Source organism: Yersinia sp. 1252 StPb PI (genome assembly GCF_048593885.1).
GTDB classification, from domain to species: domain Bacteria; phylum Pseudomonadota; class Gammaproteobacteria; order Enterobacterales; family Enterobacteriaceae; genus Yersinia; species Yersinia enterocolitica_E.
On sequence record NZ_JAZGQE010000023.1, the window covers coordinates 21,122 to 39,511 of the forward strand.

The following is an 18,390-nucleotide window of genomic DNA, read 5'->3' on the forward strand; positions in this document are numbered from 1 at the left end:
AACAGTCCATTTTATCCAACGGTTGGTGACGTGCCTGGGTAAATGAGCATTAACCGGATAAGGAATCAGGATTTTCGGCAATGAAACGTTCGGCATCCTCAACCATCGAATAGGTGCCGACAAAGAAGGGGACTCGTTGATGTAATTGCTCTGGTGGAATATCCAGAATACGATTTAAACCATCACTGGCTTTCCCCCCGGCTTGTTCTGCCAGCACAGCCATTGGATTGCATTCATACAATAAATGGAGTTTGCCGCTCGGATAACTGGCCGTGCTTGGGTAAAGGTATATACCACCTTTCAGCAGGTTACGATGAAAATCCGCCACGAGTGAACCGATGTAACGGGAAACATAAGGGCGGTGGGTTGCCGCATCCTGCTCCTGACAATACTTAATGTATTTCTTCACCCCGGTTGGAAATTTAATGTAATTCCCCTGGTTGATGGAATACATGCTGCCAATTTCTGGATAACGCACTTTTTCATGTGATAAGCAAAAAACGCCGAGGGATGGGTCATAGGTAAATGCATGAACGCCATAACCGGTGGTATAAACCAACATTGTTGATGAGCCGTAAACGACATAACCCGCAGCCACCTGGTGGCTGCCAGATTGCAGAAAGTCCGCCTCGATAGCCGGTTGACCGACCGGGCTAAGCCGCCGGTAAATAGAGAAAATAGTACCAACAGAAACATTAACATCAATATTTGATGCACCATCAAGCGGAGCGATTAAAACGACATATTTCCCCTTTTGTGATTGTGCATCTTCAAATATGACAATTCCCTCTTCCTCAGAAGCGATACCTGCCACTTCCCCACGTGCTTTCAAGGCGGCTTTAAGCTTTTCATTGGCGTATAAGTCCAGTTTCATCTGCACTTCGCTTTCAATGGCGGGCATCCCTGCGGTACCCAGAATATCAAGAAGACCGGCTTTATTGATATCTCGGTGAATAATCTTGGCACCCAATTTAATTGAAGAAAGTAATGCAGTGAGTTCGCCGGTAGCGTGCGAGAATTCTTGCTGCTTTTCGACAATAAATTCGTCTAACGTTTTCATGATACGGTCCCTGAATCTACAGTAGCCATCAGTCCTCTGATGTCAGTTCGGTCAATTTTTCTGTCGGTTTCTTTTGACCAAGCGGGTTATTACCCCAACATTGTTCATATTTCCAACCCGTCAGTTCTTCAATCGTTGCGCGGGGGCCAGCAGCAATGTCAGCTATCGCACCACCGGCCTTAATCCGGGCAATTTCTGCCAACAGAACCATATGACTCTTTCTGTCGAGTTTCATCTGTGTGGTATAAAAAATTGCCACTAATGCCAGCGCGGTTACACCGATGGCAAAGACGCCAACAATCGCCTGAACCGCGGTTTCTGGCTGCACCGACTGACCGGAGACAAAGCCAAATCTGCTGAGTGTCCAGCCCATCGCAAACACAATAACCGAACGAACCATCTTGCCAGCAAATGTCATTGCACCCGCATATAGACCCTCACGCCGACGCCCCGTGAGCACTTCATCTACATCAGCGAGGAAGGTATAAACGGTCCAGGGAATATAGTAAATACCGCCGGTACTCAGACCAAAAACCACGGTGATCGCGAATAATACAATGACAGTGGTCGTGTCAGACCAACCGGTAAAATAGAGCGCGGCATAGGCAAAAACACTGACAATCACCACCTGTAATGCAATACGGAAAGGACGGGCAAAGCCCATTTTCACACAGATACCGATAAAGAATGCGGTCGAGATCAGTTGCATAATCGAACTGAAGCTATTGAGTTGCGACACCAGAACAGCACTTTGGCGTAAACCGAAAATGATAAAGTAGGTGAATGAGGAAGCGAATAACCACTCGGCACCAAATCCAAATAGATACATTCCTAAATGTTTACGGAAAATACGGAGCCGAAATGTTGACGCCATATCAATACACATTTTTTTCAGCGCCTGAAACAAACTACTGGTGGTCTCTTTGACCACTTCACTGGCCGGGCGCTCCCAAGAAGAAACGTACAGGAAGATCATGGCACAACACATGATAGCCCCATATGCGATGCCGGTATAAAGGAAGGGGGCCGGAGAATCCTTGCCATAGAGCGCAATAAATTGCCCTGGAATAAAGGCCGCCATAAAGTTGGCAACTTTTCCGAATATCGCTTTTGATCCCGTCAACTTGGAGCGCTTAGCAAAATCGGTCGTCATCTCTGTGGCTAGCGTTTCGTATGGCACCATGATCGAGGTGTAGATCAATTCAAACATGGCATAGGTTATCAAGTAGTACCAAAAGCCAAAACCACTCACCCAAAGTAGGGGATAGAACAAGACCAGCGGAATACCGATGAGGATAAAGAAGCGACGACGGCCAAACATGCGGCCAAGGCGGGTGTTATAAAAGTTATCGGTGATGTAGCCCATGATAGGGTTACTGATGGCATCAAGAATGCTGGCCAGAGAGAATATGGCGGCAGCCTCAACGACAGAAAGCCCACAAAACGTGGTATAGAAATACATAAGCCACGCGCCACTGATCGCCAATGCACCACTGCCCAACAGGTTTGCACTGCCGTATGCAACCGTGTGCCTGACGGTTATTTTCTTTTCCATTTGCATCCCTTCATTTAAATGAAACAATGTTTCATATTTATCGATCTTGCGTTTCTTTATAATCCTCTTGCTGTGTTTAAAATGAGATCACGATCACGATCTGGTGGGTTGTATGAAAAAAAACGCATTTTTTATGAATAAATATCTATATCTGAATCTCGCTAGAAGAGTTTCTGTGGCTGGCGGGCGGGGAAGGTGTCGCTCAATAATCATGAGCATTATGCAGAGTTACTATTTTTGTGACTCATATCACAAAAATATTGAAATGCTGTTTTAAAAAAGGTAAGCTTTATTTAGTGATGCAGATCACACAAATAAATCTCAACGCTCTCAGAGGAACAGCCAATGAAACACTTAAATAACATCAGTAAATTGTTTGAAAAACTGGGCGATGCTTACGATGATTTCTGCCAGCGTATTGGCTCTATTGTTTCTCCATTTTGATGGGGTGCAGTAGCTGCAGTCACTCGAGTTAGAAAAAGGCGTAAACCGAGTTTATCGCCTTTTTCTAGTCGAATTGACTTTATCGTTTATGAGCTATAAGTGATCGAAATCTGATGCGTCGTGGCGCTCAGGCAACTGCTCATTTGGTTCTCCCCAGGTCCGATTGACGATACGCCCACGTTGCACGGCTGGTCGTTTCGCAATATTCTCCGTCCAACGTATTAAGTGGGTATAGGATTTCACATCCAGGAACTCCCCGGCTTCATATTGCAAGCCTAAAACCAAATTGCCATACCACGGCCAGATGGCGATATCGGCAATCGAATATTCATCCCCTGCGATATACTCATGTGTTTTGAGCTGAGTATTGAGCAAATCAAGCTGGCGTTTAGCTTCCATGGTAAAACGGTCAATCGCGTATTCGATTTTTACCGGTGCGTAATGATAAAAATGACCAAAACCCCCGCCTAAATAAGGTGCCGCGCCCTGTAGCCAGAATAACCAGTTCAGTGCTTCCGTTCTCTGTGCGTGATCTTTTGGCAGGAAATGGCCGAACTTATCCGCCAGATAAAGCAAAATAGCACCGGACTCAAAAACTCTCACCGGAGTCGGCGTTGAGTGATCCATCAGCGCGGGGATTTTTGAATTAGGATTCACTGCGACAAAACCACTTGAGAACTGGTCGCCTTCACTTATTCGAATCAAGTGGGCATCGTACTCTGCGCCTTTCTCGCCCAGCGCCAATAACTCCTCCAGCAGAATAGTGACCTTCTGACCGTTGGGGGTCGCCATGGAGTAAAGCTGTAACGGATGTTTGCCAACAGGCAGGGCCGCTTCATGACGTGCGCCTGCTGTTGGGCGGTTGATTTTGGACCATACACCGCCACTCTCGTTATTTTCCGTCCAGACCTTTGGCGGCTGGTATTCGTTATCTTTCATCATTGATTACCTTATTTCAGAATGAATACGAACTTAATAATACGCATAGTGATTATGCATCAATAATAAAAGATAACAGGGATAATATTTGTTGTTAAGCGCAGGCATGGACCGGGCACAGTTGGCAGTAGGCCAAAAGAGCATCACCAATCAAATTTCATACAGTACCTTTGATGCTTCTTCAACTTGCCGCTCCAGCAGTTTGAGCGTTTTGGATAATACGTTTTCTTGTTCTTTGAACCAGTTATCTTTATCGGACAAAGAGGTGACAAGCTGCCAAGAGTCTTCATCCTCTAATGCTTCCAGTTCACGCAACATCACGTCAATTTGATCTCTGACCTGCTTAATTTTTCTGCGTAGCCGTTCAAGATCGTCAATACAGTCACTTGCCATTAGCGGTTCAAACCCACGTTTTAAACTCTCGAGTAACGCGTTAATTGCGGGGAAATCTCCCCGTTGGCGGGCTTGATTGAGCTGGACCATCAGTTGATGTGCTTTCTCTTTAAACTCATCGGCGACTAAATCTGGATGGCAGAGTCGACTGGCTTGCCGCCACAGGCGTTTTAGTTCTTGGCGCTGATCAGCTGACAGTTTTTGCTCATTACTATGCCGCTGTTCGGCATCTTTTTGCTGCTCCTGATAGCTCTCGTACTTCTCTTTCGCTTCTTCCCGAGCTTTACGGGTTGACTCAGTATTGCGGGTACAAAAACCCTTTTCCAGCTCTTTAATTTCCGCCAGCAGTGCGGCGATTAAATCCGTTTGTTGCTGAATCTGTTGTCGTATCTCAATGGTTTCACTCGACATAGCAGAGAGCGCTAACCAGCGCTGTTTTAACGCGGCAAGTTCATCAATGGCTTGAGATATATACTGCTGGCAGTTGCGATAATCGCGTTCCCTGCGCCGGGCTTCGGCCTCCGCTTTACGCAGAGTACATTCCGCCAACTGTTTACGTAACTGGAGGATTTTATTCATCAATGGGCCAAGGCGCACCAGATAGAGATCATTAAAGTCATCCAGCAACTGAACCCGCTCGTTACGTTTATCGATTAACTCGCGTAACTGTTCTTCCAGTGCTTTTAGCTCCATTTTACAGGCGGCCAATTCAAGGTCTTGCCACTGGGTGACAGCTTGTTTACTCGCCAGCCAAGCTGCAATTGCGTCTAGCGCATGCGTAAATTTCCCTTGTTCAATTTCCATGGCAATAAAAGCCAGCACCGCGTCCTGGGATTCGCTTTTAAGATAAGGCAGTTGTTGTCGGATAATATCCTCATCTTCAAGCTCAATAGCACTTTTAATGATCTCCAGCCGTTTAATGAGTTTTTTCATAAATATTGGATTTGCTGATAGCGTAGACAGGATAGCGACATACTAAACAACAGGTGCAAATTGTTCCAGATTAATAAGAATTTTCTCATTAGAATGGCCCGTTTCATGCCACAAAAGTGACTTTCTTATCATCCAGACCCAATGAGCGGCCAGGGGACATGACTGTCAACACAGAAATTGTAATCGGTGACGATGAAAACAGATATGGTAAATCGAATATATAATTGACTTTAACGCCAAGACTTCTAAGATAATCTCAGTATTCAGTCTTGGAGATTCCATGATTACACTCACGCCATTGCAGCTTTTCAAAAATCTGTCCGACGAAACACGTCTGAATATCATCCTGCTGTTGCGAGAGTCGGGCGAGCTATGTGTTTGCGAGCTTTGTGACACATTGGATGAGTCTCAACCCAAGATCTCCAGACACTTAGCAATGCTGAGAGAATCTGGACTTTTACTCGATCGCCGTGCAGGGAAGTGGATTCACTATCGCCTGTCACCACATATTCCAGCTTGGGCGGCCACGGTGATTGAGCAGGCCTATCTTAGCCAACGAGATAAAATCGTGTTGCTGGCGAGCGGTAATGTAGCCTCGGGCGGTAAGGCAATTTGCCGCTAATACAGTAAAAATTTGCCTAATCATATGTGAATTTTCATATTTGATTGGAAGAGAAAGCAGATAGTAGATAGTAGATAGTAGGAAGGATGGTCTGGCTCATCTGGCCGCTGATGTTTAATCCATTAAAATTTACCGGGCAGGAGAGAACTCTTGCCTTTCGGGGGCGGTATGTTGTTGGCAGGTGCTATTTTTGTCCTGACTATTGTGCTGGTTATCTGGCAACCCAGAGGGTTGGGAATTGGCTGGAGTGCGATGCTCGGTGCGGGACTGGCGTTACTGACCGGTGTGGTTCACATGGGTGATATTCCTGTGGTGTGGCAGATTGTCTGGAATGCGACCGCGACTTTTATTGCCGTGATCATCATCAGTCTGCTGTTGGATGAATCCGGTTTCTTTGAATGGGCCGCACTGCATGTTGCTCGCTGGGGCAATGGCCGTGGTCGTTTGCTGTTTACTTACATCATCTTATTAGGTGCAGCAGTGGCGGCACTGTTCGCTAACGATGGTGCCGCGTTGATCCTGACACCGATTGTGATTGCGATGCTATTGGCGCTGGGCTTCAGCCGTGGTGCTACGTTGGCTTTTGTGATGGCAGCCGGATTCATTGCCGATACAGCCAGCTTGCCACTTATTGTCTCGAATCTGGTCAATATTGTCTCGGCTGATTTCTTTAATCTTGGATTCACTGAATACGCGGCAGTGATGGTGCCGGTTAACCTGGCCGCCATTGCGGCGACGCTGGTCATGCTGCATCTGTTTTTCCGCCAAGATATTCCTGCCGTTTACGACCTGTCGCTGTTGAAGGCACCAAAAGAGGCCATCCGCGATATCAACACCTTTAAAACCGGGTGGTTGGTGCTGGTGCTGCTGTTGGTGGGTTTCTTTGGCCTGGAGCCACTTGGTGTGCCTGTCAGTTTGGTCGCCGCCGTGGGGGCGCTGATATTGTTTGCCGTAGCGAAGAAAGGACATGCCATCAACACCGGCAAGGTGCTACGTGGTGCGCCATGGCAAATCGTTATCTTCTCACTGGGTATGTACCTGGTAGTCTATGGCCTGCGCAATGCGGGACTGACTGATTACCTGTCCGCCTTGTTGAATCAACTAGGGGAGCAGGGATTATGGGTGGCTACGCTCGGTACCGGGTTCCTGACGGCGTTCCTGTCTTCCATCATGAATAATATGCCGACCGTGTTAGTGGGGGCGCTATCGATTGATGGCAGCTCTGCCACCGGCGTAATCAAGGAAGCGATGATTTATGCCAACGTCATCGGCAGTGATCTGGGGCCGAAAATCACCCCGATAGGCAGTCTGGCGACCTTATTGTGGCTGCATGTACTGTCACAAAAGAATATGACCATTACCTGGGGCTATTATTTCCGAGTCGGCATTGTCATGACGATCCCGGTGCTGTTGGTTACGCTGGCAGCATTGGCGCTGCGATTATCAATGATGCAGTAACTATTGTTTACCCCCCAGAAGGTAATGCCGGCTGGGGTTTCAATGAGAGATTACCCAAATGAGCAATGTGACTATTTACCATAATCCGGCCTGCGGCACATCGCGTAACACGCTGGAGTTAATTCGTAACAGTGGCACTGAGCCCACGGTTATTCTGTATCTGGAAACACCGCCAAGTCGTGAGGTGTTGGTAAAATTGATCGCGGATATGGGGATCACGGTTCGGGCGTTATTACGTAAAAACGTCGAGCCTTATGAGCAATTAGGTCTGGCAGAAAAGACCTTCAGCGATGACCAACTGGTTGATTTTATGTTGCAGCATCCCATCCTGATCAACCGCCCGATTGTGGTCACGCCACTGGGTACCCGGTTGTGTCGACCTTCTGAGGTGGTGTTGGAGATTTTGCCCGATGCGCAACGTGGTTCATTCACCAAGGAAGATGGTGAACGGGTGGTCGATGAACAGGGCAGACGTGTAGATAAATAATCAGACATTCAGCGGGCATTCTCTATTAAATGACGCTGGGTTTCTCAGCAATCGCGTTAATTGCGTCTGAACTGTCAATTTGCTCGATTAAGTATGCCAATATAATCGAGCAAATTAGCCTGCTACTTCACATATTCAATAAGCTGTTTATCTTGGGATTCTGTGCAACAAACAGAGCTTCTAAATAGCTTATATAGAATATTCCGATTGTTTTGCAATATCTAATATTGATCGAAGTAATGTCCTGAATCCTGGTTTGTCTGTCCAATTTGGCGCTCCAGAACGCATGTATTCGATAGAGACAATATCGGTAACACTAACGCCGGAGAGCTGTTTTAATGAGTGGTAACCCATACTCTCTAACTTCGCGAGAATGAAATCACTCCCTCCGCTAATCCCGTGTAATCTCTTACGTAACTTAATACTTTCTTCTTTAGAAAACATGATTTTCTTTACGCTATAAGTAAACAATAAGGATCTTCAGATGAAGAAGTAAACGACAAAATATCACGGAACTTTAAATGATAATGCCACTACGATATTTAACATTTTAAATATAAATGAAAGTTAAACGGTTGGTATATTTATTAATTTGAGGATTTACTGCGCCTGAAAGTACCGTTTAGAAAAGTGTTTATAGGTCACTGCTGATTAGAAAGAAAAGCATCGACGATTAACCTGCTCGATGCTTTAAATTCCGCCTGACTATCTGTTATTGCATCAATTATATAAGGTTGAAATGTTCAGCATTCGCTATTTAAACGGGCATTCTATATTCAATGACGCCGGGTTTCTCAGCAATCCAGTTATACAGTTTTTGAGCCGTCAAATTACTCTCCTGAGTATGCCAGTATAATCGAGCACATTGGCGCTCCTGTGCCTGTTGGTTTACATATTCAATGAGCTGTTTACCAACATGTTTACCTCGGGATTCTGGGGTAACAAACAGGTCTTCTAAGTAACAGAAATCATTGATGGCCCAGCTTGAACCGTGAAAAACATAATGAACGAAGCCAAGAATTTTTTGGCCTTCTCGCGCTACTGCACAATACATCGGGATCTCTGCTGCAAAGAACCGTTTCCATGTTACTAGCGTTGCCTGTTCCGATAACTGAACGTTATAAAATTTCTGGTAGTCCAGCCAATAGGGCAGCCATTTAGCGTAATCATCTACTTGTACTGGGCTCACTGAAATAGTATTGGTATTATCAATCATATCAACCTCTTGCATTCATAAATAGAAATATAAACCTTTAGAGATTGAATCATAGTTTTTATAGTGGTCTTACATAAGGTACACTTTCTTCATTTTTCATGGATCCACTTTACAATGAAAAAGAACGATGCCAACTTCCCCAGTTTATTGCTTAAGAAAGGCGTAATTAAAGAGCAGTTTCATCATGCGCTAAAAGAATTGATCCTCAATGGGCAATTAAGGTCGGGAACTAAACTACCTTCCAGCAGAACGCTTTCTGAAATGATGTCAATTTCCAGGAATTCGGTTATTTCGGGTTTCGAACGCTTGATTGATGAAGGCTATCTAATTACCAAGAAGGGCGCGGGTACTTATGTTTCATCCATTATTCCTGATGAAATGATTCATATACAAGCTACTTCCCAATACCAATGTGCTGATGATAAAAATATCGAACTCAATATTAATCCGCAGATGAAAGTAATGTCTTCAATTTGGGATAAATCCTCACCTTATACCGGAAAAAATCGAATATTTAGTATTGGAATAGGGTGTACAGATTTATTTCCTCATGAACTTTGGGGGCGGTTATTAGGGCGAGCGTGGCGGCAGTTTCGCCAGCAGATTGGGCAATTAAATGAACCTTTAGGATTTCAGCCATTAAGGATGGCAATATCTGATTATGTTCGAACCACACGTGGTTTAAATTGTAATGAAGACCAAATACTCATTGTTAATGGGACTCAACAGGCAATGAATTTGGCGGCACAAGTTCTGTTGCAAAGGGGCGATGAAGTTTGGCTGGATGAACCAGGATATGATGGTGCTTTAGGTGCATTTACTTCTATGGGTGCCAAAATTTGCCCTGTAATCAGTGATAAAGACGGTATGGATATTTCCTATGGCATCAGGCGCTGGCCAAATGCCAAAATGATTTTCACTTCTCCTTCACATCAATTTCCCCTGGGCGGAACATTGAGTTTATCGAGGAGGATGGCTTTACTTGACTGGGCGGCTGAAAATAAAACGTGGATTTTTGAAGATGACTATAATAGTGAATTCCGCTATACCGCTCCGCCGATACAAGCTCTTCAGGGGTTGGATAAACAACAACGAGTAATTTATGCCGGAACCTTTTCAAAAATGATGTTCCCCGAATTTCGCTTAGGTTTCCTGGTGATACCGAATAATCTTATTGAGTCATTTAAGCTCGCTAAATACTATGCAGATACGCGTACATCTTATTTAGAACAAGCCACACTGGCCACTTTTATTTCTGATGGTCATTACGCCCGCCACGTGAGACGGGTCAGAAAAGCCTGCTACGAACGTAAAAAAGCAATAATAGACGCCATACAACGATATCTGCCAAATAGTTTTAAGATTGAACCTGCTGATTCAGGTATTCATATTGTCTGCTGGTTATTAGACAATATGAAAGAGCAATATATTATCGATAAATGTCGTAAAATTGGGCTAGGGGCACAACCACTTTCTCGTTATTGCCAAACAAATTCGCCAGAACAGGCTATTTTATTAGGTTTTGCCGCTCATTCACCTGCGGAAATCGTAGCAGGGATACAGCGGCTGGGCCAAATAATTGCCTAAATAGTTTAGTTAACCACCCCAGCGGCTTCGAAGGTAACTGACTGCTTCTTGGGTCTGTGGTTGGTTGAGGTTATTCTCTCTAAACAGAATCGTTCCGGTGATTTGTGGTACTGACTCGTTCCAATCGAGCTGCTTTTTCAGCTCTGGCACGCCCCCATTATTCGACCATTCAGGCTCATTTTTTGAAGGTTCGCCCACTTTGTACAGAGCAATACCAATATAGAGCCGTGTTTTTGTGGGTTTCACCACGCTAACCCACCATTTGGCTAGCACATCATAACGGGCCACTTGGCGTGAGAAGGGCCAATAAAGCTGCGGAGCAATGTAATCCAGTAATCCCAGTTGTACCCAGAGGCGGGTATCTGCATAAGCTTCATCATATGCTGCCGCTCCTCGCGTGTCGGAACCTGCTGGGTCGTGTGAACGGTTACGCCAGACACCAGAAGGGCTGACGCCGAATTCAACGTTGGGTTTCAATTGCTTGATAGTGCGTGAAACTTGTTGAATAAGTTGCAGAGTGTTGTGCCGTCTCCAGTCCGCTTTTGATTCAAATAATTGACCATACTCTTTGAATGTCTGGCTGTCGTTCAGGGCTGAATCTGCTGACTCGGCATAAAAATAATCATCAAATTGCACACCGTCAATAGGATACTGTGCAACGACTTCGGCCACGATACTGGTGATCCAGTCCCGTACCTCAGGGATACCCGGGTCGAGGACAAAGCGCTCGTTTGCGGTGCGGACCCAGTCGCGATGTAGCACAAATACGCTGGCCGGATGTAGCGACAATGTACGGTTCAGTTCTGTCACAGTAGCCGGCTTGGTATTGACAGATACCCGATAGGGATTGAACCAGGCATGGACTTTCATGCCACGTTTGTGCGCCTCATCCAGCATAAACTGCAGGGGATCGTATCCAGGATCCTCACCAATATTGCCCGTCAGCATATCTGACCATGGCAAAATTTTTGATGCCCACAGTGCAGTTCCATCAGGCTTAATCTGGAAGAACACGGTGTTGATACCGAGAGTTTTTAGCTTATCTAACTTATCGGTCAGTGCTTGCTGCTGCTGGCTGATGCGGATAGCAGAACTACTGGCATTGACTGACGCTACCGGTGGCCAGTCGAGGCGGGAAACAGTCGCCAGCCAGACACCGCGCACCGGCTCCTGACTCTGCTGAACTTTAGTCACCGAAGGTAGCGGGGTGACTAGCGACCTCGGCGGTTCGGAGGAGCAACTGGCAAGTAAAAGAGTACAAGCGAGAAGTGCACCCCGCGGTGTAACTTTAGTTACAGAGTGAAAGCGATGAGAACAGGCGATAATACTCTCCAGTTTTTGGTAATTGCCTGGCAAAGAAACCGACTATCCTCTGCTAAAGTGCAAGCAGCGGCTATGGTCATCAGTGGCAAAAATAGACAATACGGACATTTTGTCCTCTAGTTTGTTTAAGTTTTCAATTGTTTTATTTAATTCTTCTATTGATAACTTCTTCTTTATCTTACTGTTAATGGTGTTAAAAGGCATAAACCGGAGCTAAACAGGCCAGTTGAGCCTTAACTAACGCCAGCAGGGATTGTACTTAATATCTGAGTCAGTATTCAATGGTGCCTTATTTATTATTCCTTCGAGCAGAATTATATTCAAATCATCCGATTCTTGTATCCAAATACATGAAATTTGATTTTACTCATTGCTGTGGATACTCGCACATCCTTCCCATAGTCACGTAGACTTGCGCGGATCTTCAGCTAACGAATAGAGGAATTATTTTATATGACGGAAAATATATTTACTAACTTCCCAGACGCCGCGAGACAGGCGGCATCAGAAACTTTCGAAGAGTTGATATCTCAACCAAATGTCCGTATTGAACGCATAATATCAACCGGGCAATCGAGTCCGCCAGATTTCTGGTATTGTCAGCCGCAAAGTGAGTGGGTGATGGTTGTACAGGGATCAGCATGTTTGCATTTTGCAGATGAACCGGGCGTTCGTGAACTACACGCCGGGGATTTTGTTAATATTCCAGCCCAGTGCCGGCATCGGGTAGCATGGACCGATCCGAATGGTCCGACTATCTGGTTAGCGGTGCATTATGGCGAGTTAGTTGATAAATAATAACCTTGGGATAATGGCATAAATAATTTTAGGTTCGCAAACTTCTGCGCTATTTGCCATACATAAGGAAGTGAAATGAAGTATTCATGGTTATCAGCCTTTTTTCTCTGCCATTGCGTTTTTGCATATTGCCCTGATGAGGATTTGCAGGTTACTTTCCAGGGGAAGTTGATTGAATATATCTATCCTGGCCCGCCAAACTGGGAAAGCATTAAAGATGGTGATGAGGCGGTAAAGAATGATTTCCTGCAACTTGAGTTTCCTTTTGGGTGCGACATAGTGACCGATGGGGAAAATATTTCGAACGTACAGCTTATCTTTCTCCGTGAGTCCAAAACCTCATCGAAAGAAGCCAAACACTGGCTGAACAAAAACGTAATAGTAACAGGAAAAACAATGTACGCGCAGACGGGCTGGCATTATACGACAGTTCTGCTGTTGGTCGACGAAGTGAAGGAAATTCTGACGACGTTAACCCCAGTGCAGAAAAAAGATATGTTGGTTCAGTTTTTACAATTCCAGCAGGCGTTGCAAGAGAAGAAGGGGACCGAACTGAAGCCTTATTTTATATTTCCTTTAACAGGTGATACATGGGGGCTATTACCAGATGTTGAGCCGGAACAGCCGGAAACACTCACCGACACGGTATTTGAGCGGTATGCGGTAAAAATCATCGAGAACCTCCAACCGCTGAGTAAGATAATAGTCAATCCGGATGACATGACAATAAACCAATACAGGGTTAATGCATTATCTGCAAAAGAACAAAAGCGCCACTATTTCTCTGATGATAGAGATGGCGTTTTTTATTACAAAGAGAACGGCCAGCGTTATTGGGTTGAAGGTGCTTGCGATACTGTTGCGGGTGGTGAATTCGATGATGACAGTTTAACGTTTTATCAGGGAACTGAGGCTAACAAACAAATACCGGGATTTTCAGAAAACTGTGATGGCGCATCATCATTTACATTTAAGTTAATTGACGGGAAATTGCGTCTGGTGAGTTCATTTACCGCAGGTTAACAGATTAGATTAATACGTGTTGGCGACAGTGCCTGACGATAATGTCGACAGAGGCTGGGGAGTGAATATATGAGAAATCACTCCTGACAACATAACGAATATTCATCAAAATCTGCAATGAACAACAATGAAGATCACAACAAAATAGCGAGGGGCATCATCAAAGGTAACTGACGGATTTGTGGTGGTGGCACAGATAACCATGAAGTTATGGGTCGCGCCAATCAATTTAACATAATATACATTATGCGCACCAAGGTGCTGTTAGGTAGAATCTGAGGGTTTAGGCTTTATCCATGTATGTGGTTGTTCATTATTTAAATCCCTTCGTTGGTACGCCAGTTCAGGGGAAACTTGCCTGCCCAGGTTGTATATTCAAGCTTCAATCCAGTGTGCTTGCCAAGCTCCTGGCAGTTGTTCCGTACTCACGAACATCTTGTACCATTGCGCTGGCGTAGTTCACGCTTCATATTTTACGGTCCGTCATTAATTACTCAACTATCTTTGGCTGGGCCTTTTGAGTTATCTACGTTCTACTAAAAACAGCACTGGAATCGTCTTCCAGTGCTGTGGTTGGATCATTGTTCAAATACGATATTAAGGCACTTCACTTTGCTAACGCGACTTCCAATGCAGAAATATCATCAGAGCTGAGTATGGGAATTAACCGGGCTAATTCGTCTTCAGATTTGTCGTAAATACTTAAATTTAGAATGCGTGTTACGACATCTTGTGTAAAACGAAATTTAATAACGCGTGCCGGATTGCCACCAACAACAGCGTATGGCGGAATGTCTTTTGTAACAACACTCCCAGCTGCGATAACGGCACCCTCACCGACCGTAATTCCAGGCATAATCATGCAACGCATACCGAGCCAACAACCATCGTTCAGCACGGTGTCCCCCCGGGGCTGATATGAGTTTTTTATCATACTCATAAATGGATAAAGGCTAATAAAATCAGTACAATGATTGTTATTGCCCCCCATCAAGATAACTGTTTCAGCTGCAATACAGACATAATCTCCGATGATAAGCCGATCTGTATGCCCAAGCGGCTCCCATTCCTGACTGATGGTATCCCCATGTAGGTATCGAACGACTGATCTTTCAAATCCCTGATCCCAGCTATCGCTGTAGTAGCTATGTTGGCCTTTGATTTCAATATTTGGATTTTTAACAGTGAGATGGAGATATTCCACTCTCGACCAATGTTTCTCTTTCATGACTTTTCCCTTTCAAAAAGAAAGCCACGGAACATTTTAATTTCGTGGCAGTGACTACATGCTCAAATAATCACTGCATTCAGTTATTCGGGGATGGAACAACAGCGGACAGAGGTAAAAATTCATATTCATCACGATCTCCTTTTTATCTATTTTAAGCAAATTATCTTATATGTTCAATCTGGCGATGATCCTCGCCCGAATGTGCAAAAATCCTAAAAGCAGCTGATCCACTGGATAAAACCCGCAATGAGAACAATACTTACCTTTCCACTGGAATAAGGCTTCACATAATCGTAAATATTATTGATGAGAGGATACTATGAAATTATTTAAAGCAATGACAACATTAGTTCTTTTAGGGGCATTCTCTTCCGGTGCCATCGCCGCCGAATTGTTAACTAAAGACGAACTGAGTAAAAGCCCAGGTCAATACGAAAAAATCGGCAATATTGTTACTGCTGGCGAGTTAGCGCCAAGTGATGCTAAGGAAGAATTGTCTAAAAAGGCTGATGAACTTGGTGGGGATTACTTTGTTGTAACATCAGCAAATACCAATACAAAAATTCATGCTACTGCTGATGTTTATAAGAAAAAATAACCATGATAGTTTGCTCGGTAATATCAGAATGGGCTGTGAAGTGACAGCCCATTTTATTAGAGGGCAAATCTTCCTGATTGCCTGTTTTTTTGTTACACCGTCACCAATACCCCCCCTTTTTAATCCTATCTAGATCCGGTATGCTCGAAATATGTCAGAAAATCTTGTGGATCTGAAACGTGATTCCAGTAGTCAACTTAAATTATCTATTCCAATATAAATCAGTAAATTACCGCAACTCATACTGGTGCGAATAATGAGCCAATCGATAGTGCGCAATTCCGCTCTGCCATTATTGGTTGCTGGCGCTTTCTTTATGGAAAATCTCGATGGGACAGTTATTGTCACCGCCATGCCGCAGATGGCGACGGCATTTGCAGTACATCCCATTGATATGAATATTGGTATTTCTGCTTACATTCTGACACTGACGGTTTTTATTCCTGCCAGTGGTTGGATTGCCAATCGCTGTGGCGCTCGTAATATCTTTGCCGCCGCAATGATTATTTTCACATTAGCATCAGTGCTGTGTGCATTAAGCACTGATCTGATGACATTTACTGCTGCAAGAATTTTGCAGGGTTTTGGCGGTGCGATGATGGTCCCGGTCGGTAGGCTAATTGTATTACGTAATACGGCCAAACCTGATCTGATCAAAGCCATCGCCACCATTACCTGGTCCGGATTGGTGGCCCCGATACTCGGTCCTCCTGTCGGGGGCTTTATTACTACCTATGCTTCTTGGCACTGGATATTTATATTAAATGTTCCATTGGGGATCATTGGGTTATGGCTTGCATGGCGGTTAATACCGCAGGAGTCGCCACAGAAAGAAACGCCTTTTGATACCCTTGGTTTTCTGTTAACCGGCGCTGCTTGTTTTAGCCTGATGTTTGGTCTGGAATTATTTAATCATCAAAACTTGTCACGTTTAATCCCACTATTCTGTATTGCAGGCAGCCTGATACTAGGTTCACTGGCGGTGTATCATGCAAAACATCAGGTATTCCCATTGGTTGATTTGTGGGCTTTGCAAATAAAAAGTTACAGTGTCACTATCTGGGGTGGAGGTTTATTCCGAATGGCTATTGGTGCCGTTCCCTTCTTGCTGCCGTTGCTATTTCAGATAGGTTTTGGCCTGAGCGCTTTTAATGCCGGTTTGTTAGTGTTGGCGGTGTTTGCTGGTAACCTGGTAATGAAACCTTTTACCTCTGCTATCCTCTATCGCTTTCATTTCCGCCCTACACTATTGGTTAATGGTTTACTCAATGCCGCGACTATCTTTGCCTGTGCGTTTATCACGCCAGAAACACCAACAACGCTGATTATTGTGTTGCTGTTTATCAGCGGATTGACGCGTTCAATGCAGTTTACTGCGTTCAATACGCTGGCTTTTTCTGAAGTGCCTGGTCCGAAAATGGCCGGTGCCAATACGCTATCTAATATGGCGCAACAGATGGCAATTGGCCTGGGCATTGCCATCGGAGCCTTAGCGCTGCGGATAGCTGAGTGGTTTCACCCCCATCGCGCAGGCGTGATCCCATTGGAGAATTTCCAGATAGCATTTGTGGTTATCGCGCTGGTCGCATTACTATCGTTAGTAGATACATTAACCCTTAGCGGTGATGCGGGCGATGAAGTACGTAAGAAGCCATCACGACGCTAAAATGTGTAGTGGACTATACCGGAATAGCTTCCTTCTGTAGTTAAGAGTATGTTAATCATATCAATTATATTATTAGCAACGAAAAATAAGGAATGTGTATGATCGTTTTCGTCACTGGTGCAACCTCAGGGTTTGGTGAGGCAATTGCTCGAAAGTTTATTAGCCACGGTCATCAGGTTATCGCGACAGGTCGTCGTCAGGAGCGTTTGGAAGAATTGAAGGACGAATTGGGTGAGCAGCTACATATCGTACGTTTAGATGTACGGAATCGAGCGGCTATTCAGCAAGTTATCGATGAGCTACCTACCGAACTAAAAGATATCGATCTGTTAGTTAACAATGCCGGTTTGGCATTGGGGTTGGAACCTGCACATAAAGCCAATGTTGAAGACTGGGATACGATGATTGACACCAACACCAAAGGTTTGGTGAATATGACTCGTGCATTATTGCCCGCAATGGTGGCACGTAATGTGGGTCACGTGATTAACATCGGCTCTACTGCCGCCAACTGGCCGTATGCCGGTGGTAATGTTTACGGAGCCACGAAAGCGTTTGTGAAACAATTTAGTCTGGGTCTGCGTGCTGACTTGCACGGTACACATATTCGTGTGACGGATATTGAGCCAGGTATGGTCGGTGGCACTGAATTCTCCGCAGTTCGTTTCAAAGGTGATGGCGACAAAGTCAATAAAACCTACGATGGTGCTAATCCACTGATACCTGAGGATATCGCTGAAGCCGTCTATTGGGTTGCTACGCTGCCAGCACGGGTCAATATTAACTCACTGGAGATGATGCCAGTCAGTCAATCTTTTGCTGGGTTGAGTATTCATCGCGAAGGTTAATATCAGGCGTTATCGGGTAAAATTGGGCTGGGGCTATCACCGCCCCACCCTTAATTTATCCGCCAGTCGCAACAATAATCAGCATGCTTGGCGTCGGGTGTTTTTAATATAAAATTAACTCTGATTTTGAACATTGGGTCTTACAAACTTAGGGGGGATATATAAATCAAAACCTAAGTTCCCACAATACTCTCTAAACATATTTATAG

The 18,390-nt window shown here is 44.8% G+C and carries 16 protein-coding genes; 9 read left to right on the forward strand and 7 right to left on the reverse strand.

The genetic code is table 11. The features are described 5' to 3' along the window. Window positions 1-49: 49 nt before the first annotated feature. From fbp to V2A85_RS05840, 4 genes are all read right to left on the reverse strand, one after another. On the reverse strand, window positions 50-1,060 hold the full coding sequence (gene fbp / locus V2A85_RS05825; RefSeq protein WP_420071042.1) for a class 1 fructose-bisphosphatase: 1,011 nt from the start codon (window positions 1,058-1,060) through the stop codon (window positions 50-52). A 28-nt stretch (window positions 1,061-1,088) separates the two neighbouring features. Next, window positions 1,089-2,615: an MFS transporter gene (locus tag V2A85_RS05830; RefSeq protein WP_372559036.1), complete on the reverse strand. Its 1,527-nt coding sequence runs from the start codon at window positions 2,613-2,615 to the stop codon at window positions 1,089-1,091. 537 nt (window positions 2,616-3,152) lie between these two features. Beyond that, the gene (yghU, locus tag V2A85_RS05835; RefSeq protein WP_372559904.1) at window positions 3,153-3,998 is read right to left on the reverse strand and encodes a glutathione-dependent disulfide-bond oxidoreductase; all 846 of its coding nucleotides are present in this window, start codon (window positions 3,996-3,998) and stop codon (window positions 3,153-3,155) included. 150 nt (window positions 3,999-4,148) lie between these two features. Continuing rightward, window positions 4,149-5,324, reverse strand: coding sequence for a DNA repair protein (locus tag V2A85_RS05840; RefSeq protein WP_420071043.1), 1,176 nt, complete (start codon window positions 5,322-5,324; stop codon window positions 4,149-4,151). A gap of 280 nt (window positions 5,325-5,604) precedes the next feature. Here V2A85_RS05840 and V2A85_RS05845 point away from each other — a divergent pair, with 280 nt between their 5' ends. From V2A85_RS05845 to arsC, 3 genes are all read left to right on the forward strand, one after another. After that, window positions 5,605-5,946: a metalloregulator ArsR/SmtB family transcription factor gene (locus tag V2A85_RS05845; RefSeq protein ID WP_102970408.1), complete on the forward strand. Its 342-nt coding sequence runs from the start codon at window positions 5,605-5,607 to the stop codon at window positions 5,944-5,946. Between the two features lie 168 nt (window positions 5,947-6,114). Further along, window positions 6,115-7,404, forward strand: a complete 1,290-nt coding sequence (locus V2A85_RS05850; RefSeq protein WP_372559903.1) for an arsenic transporter — start codon at window positions 6,115-6,117, stop codon at window positions 7,402-7,404. Between the two features lie 58 nt (window positions 7,405-7,462). Continuing rightward, the gene (gene arsC, locus V2A85_RS05855; RefSeq protein ID WP_372559034.1) at window positions 7,463-7,891 is read left to right on the forward strand and encodes a glutaredoxin-dependent arsenate reductase; all 429 of its coding nucleotides are present in this window, start codon (window positions 7,463-7,465) and stop codon (window positions 7,889-7,891) included. 757 nt (window positions 7,892-8,648) lie between these two features. Here the strand turns inward: arsC and V2A85_RS05860 are convergent. Then, a complete protein-coding gene (locus V2A85_RS05860) occupies window positions 8,649-9,107 on the reverse strand; it encodes a GNAT family N-acetyltransferase (protein ID WP_420071044.1) in 459 nt (152 codons plus the stop codon). 114 nt (window positions 9,108-9,221) lie between these two features. Here V2A85_RS05860 and V2A85_RS05865 point away from each other — a divergent pair, with 114 nt between their 5' ends. Further along, window positions 9,222-10,694 (forward strand): PLP-dependent aminotransferase family protein, encoded by a 1,473-nt coding sequence (locus V2A85_RS05865; RefSeq protein ID WP_420071045.1) that lies wholly within the window; start codon window positions 9,222-9,224, stop codon window positions 10,692-10,694. Between the two features lie 9 nt (window positions 10,695-10,703). Here V2A85_RS05865 and V2A85_RS05870 read toward each other — a convergent pair whose 3' ends face one another. Beyond that, window positions 10,704-12,017 (reverse strand): glycoside hydrolase family 10 protein, encoded by a 1,314-nt coding sequence (locus V2A85_RS05870; protein WP_420071048.1) that lies wholly within the window; start codon window positions 12,015-12,017, stop codon window positions 10,704-10,706. A 453-nt stretch (window positions 12,018-12,470) separates the two neighbouring features. Here V2A85_RS05870 and V2A85_RS05875 point away from each other — a divergent pair, with 453 nt between their 5' ends. Together V2A85_RS05875 and V2A85_RS05880 are read left to right on the forward strand one after the other, a co-directional pair. After that, a complete protein-coding gene (locus tag V2A85_RS05875; protein ID WP_420071046.1) occupies window positions 12,471-12,815 on the forward strand; it encodes a cupin domain-containing protein in 345 nt (114 codons plus the stop codon). 75 nt (window positions 12,816-12,890) lie between these two features. Next, window positions 12,891-13,838 (forward strand): DUF4431 domain-containing protein, encoded by a 948-nt coding sequence (locus V2A85_RS05880; protein WP_372559030.1) that lies wholly within the window; start codon window positions 12,891-12,893, stop codon window positions 13,836-13,838. 607 nt (window positions 13,839-14,445) lie between these two features. Here the strand turns inward: V2A85_RS05880 and V2A85_RS05885 are convergent. Then, window positions 14,446-15,066 (reverse strand): CatB-related O-acetyltransferase, encoded by a 621-nt coding sequence (locus V2A85_RS05885; protein ID WP_372559029.1) that lies wholly within the window; start codon window positions 15,064-15,066, stop codon window positions 14,446-14,448. A 322-nt stretch (window positions 15,067-15,388) separates the two neighbouring features. Between V2A85_RS05885 and yahO the strand changes: the two genes are divergently transcribed. From yahO to ydfG, 3 genes are all read left to right on the forward strand, one after another. Next, window positions 15,389-15,667, forward strand: coding sequence for a DUF1471 family periplasmic protein YahO (gene yahO / locus V2A85_RS05890; protein ID WP_083158840.1), 279 nt, complete (start codon window positions 15,389-15,391; stop codon window positions 15,665-15,667). Between the two features lie 256 nt (window positions 15,668-15,923). Continuing rightward, a complete protein-coding gene (locus tag V2A85_RS05895; protein WP_420071047.1) occupies window positions 15,924-17,333 on the forward strand; it encodes an MFS transporter in 1,410 nt (469 codons plus the stop codon). A 98-nt stretch (window positions 17,334-17,431) separates the two neighbouring features. Next, complete coding sequence (gene ydfG, locus V2A85_RS05900; protein WP_050085366.1) at window positions 17,432-18,181, forward strand: bifunctional NADP-dependent 3-hydroxy acid dehydrogenase/3-hydroxypropionate dehydrogenase YdfG; 750 nt, start codon at window positions 17,432-17,434, stop codon at window positions 18,179-18,181. Window positions 18,182-18,390 lie beyond the last annotated feature (209 nt).

Coding starts and splice junctions, on each gene's coding strand:
- V2A85_RS05895 (WP_420071047.1), top strand. CDS start 15,924: ATGAGCCAATCGATAGTGCGCAATTCCGCTCTGCCATTATTGGTTGCT.
- V2A85_RS05830 (WP_372559036.1), bottom strand. CDS start 2,615: ATGGAAAAGAAAATAACCGTCAGGCACACGGTTGCATACGGCAGTGCA.
- arsC (WP_372559034.1), top strand. CDS start 7,463: ATGAGCAATGTGACTATTTACCATAATCCGGCCTGCGGCACATCGCGT.
- yahO (WP_083158840.1), top strand. CDS start 15,389: ATGAAATTATTTAAAGCAATGACAACATTAGTTCTTTTAGGGGCATTC.
- fbp (WP_420071042.1), bottom strand. CDS start 1,060: ATGAAAACGTTAGACGAATTTATTGTCGAAAAGCAGCAAGAATTCTCG.
- V2A85_RS05860 (WP_420071044.1), bottom strand. CDS start 9,107: ATGATTGATAATACCAATACTATTTCAGTGAGCCCAGTACAAGTAGAT.
- V2A85_RS05865 (WP_420071045.1), top strand. CDS start 9,222: ATGAAAAAGAACGATGCCAACTTCCCCAGTTTATTGCTTAAGAAAGGC.
- V2A85_RS05885 (WP_372559029.1), bottom strand. CDS start 15,066: ATGAAAGAGAAACATTGGTCGAGAGTGGAATATCTCCATCTCACTGTT.
- yghU (WP_372559904.1), bottom strand. CDS start 3,998: ATGAAAGATAACGAATACCAGCCGCCAAAGGTCTGGACGGAAAATAAC.
- V2A85_RS05880 (WP_372559030.1), top strand. CDS start 12,891: ATGAAGTATTCATGGTTATCAGCCTTTTTTCTCTGCCATTGCGTTTTT.
- V2A85_RS05875 (WP_420071046.1), top strand. CDS start 12,471: ATGACGGAAAATATATTTACTAACTTCCCAGACGCCGCGAGACAGGCG.
- ydfG (WP_050085366.1), top strand. CDS start 17,432: ATGATCGTTTTCGTCACTGGTGCAACCTCAGGGTTTGGTGAGGCAATT.
- V2A85_RS05850 (WP_372559903.1), top strand. CDS start 6,115: ATGTTGTTGGCAGGTGCTATTTTTGTCCTGACTATTGTGCTGGTTATC.
- V2A85_RS05845 (WP_102970408.1), top strand. CDS start 5,605: ATGATTACACTCACGCCATTGCAGCTTTTCAAAAATCTGTCCGACGAA.
- V2A85_RS05840 (WP_420071043.1), bottom strand. CDS start 5,324: ATGAAAAAACTCATTAAACGGCTGGAGATCATTAAAAGTGCTATTGAG.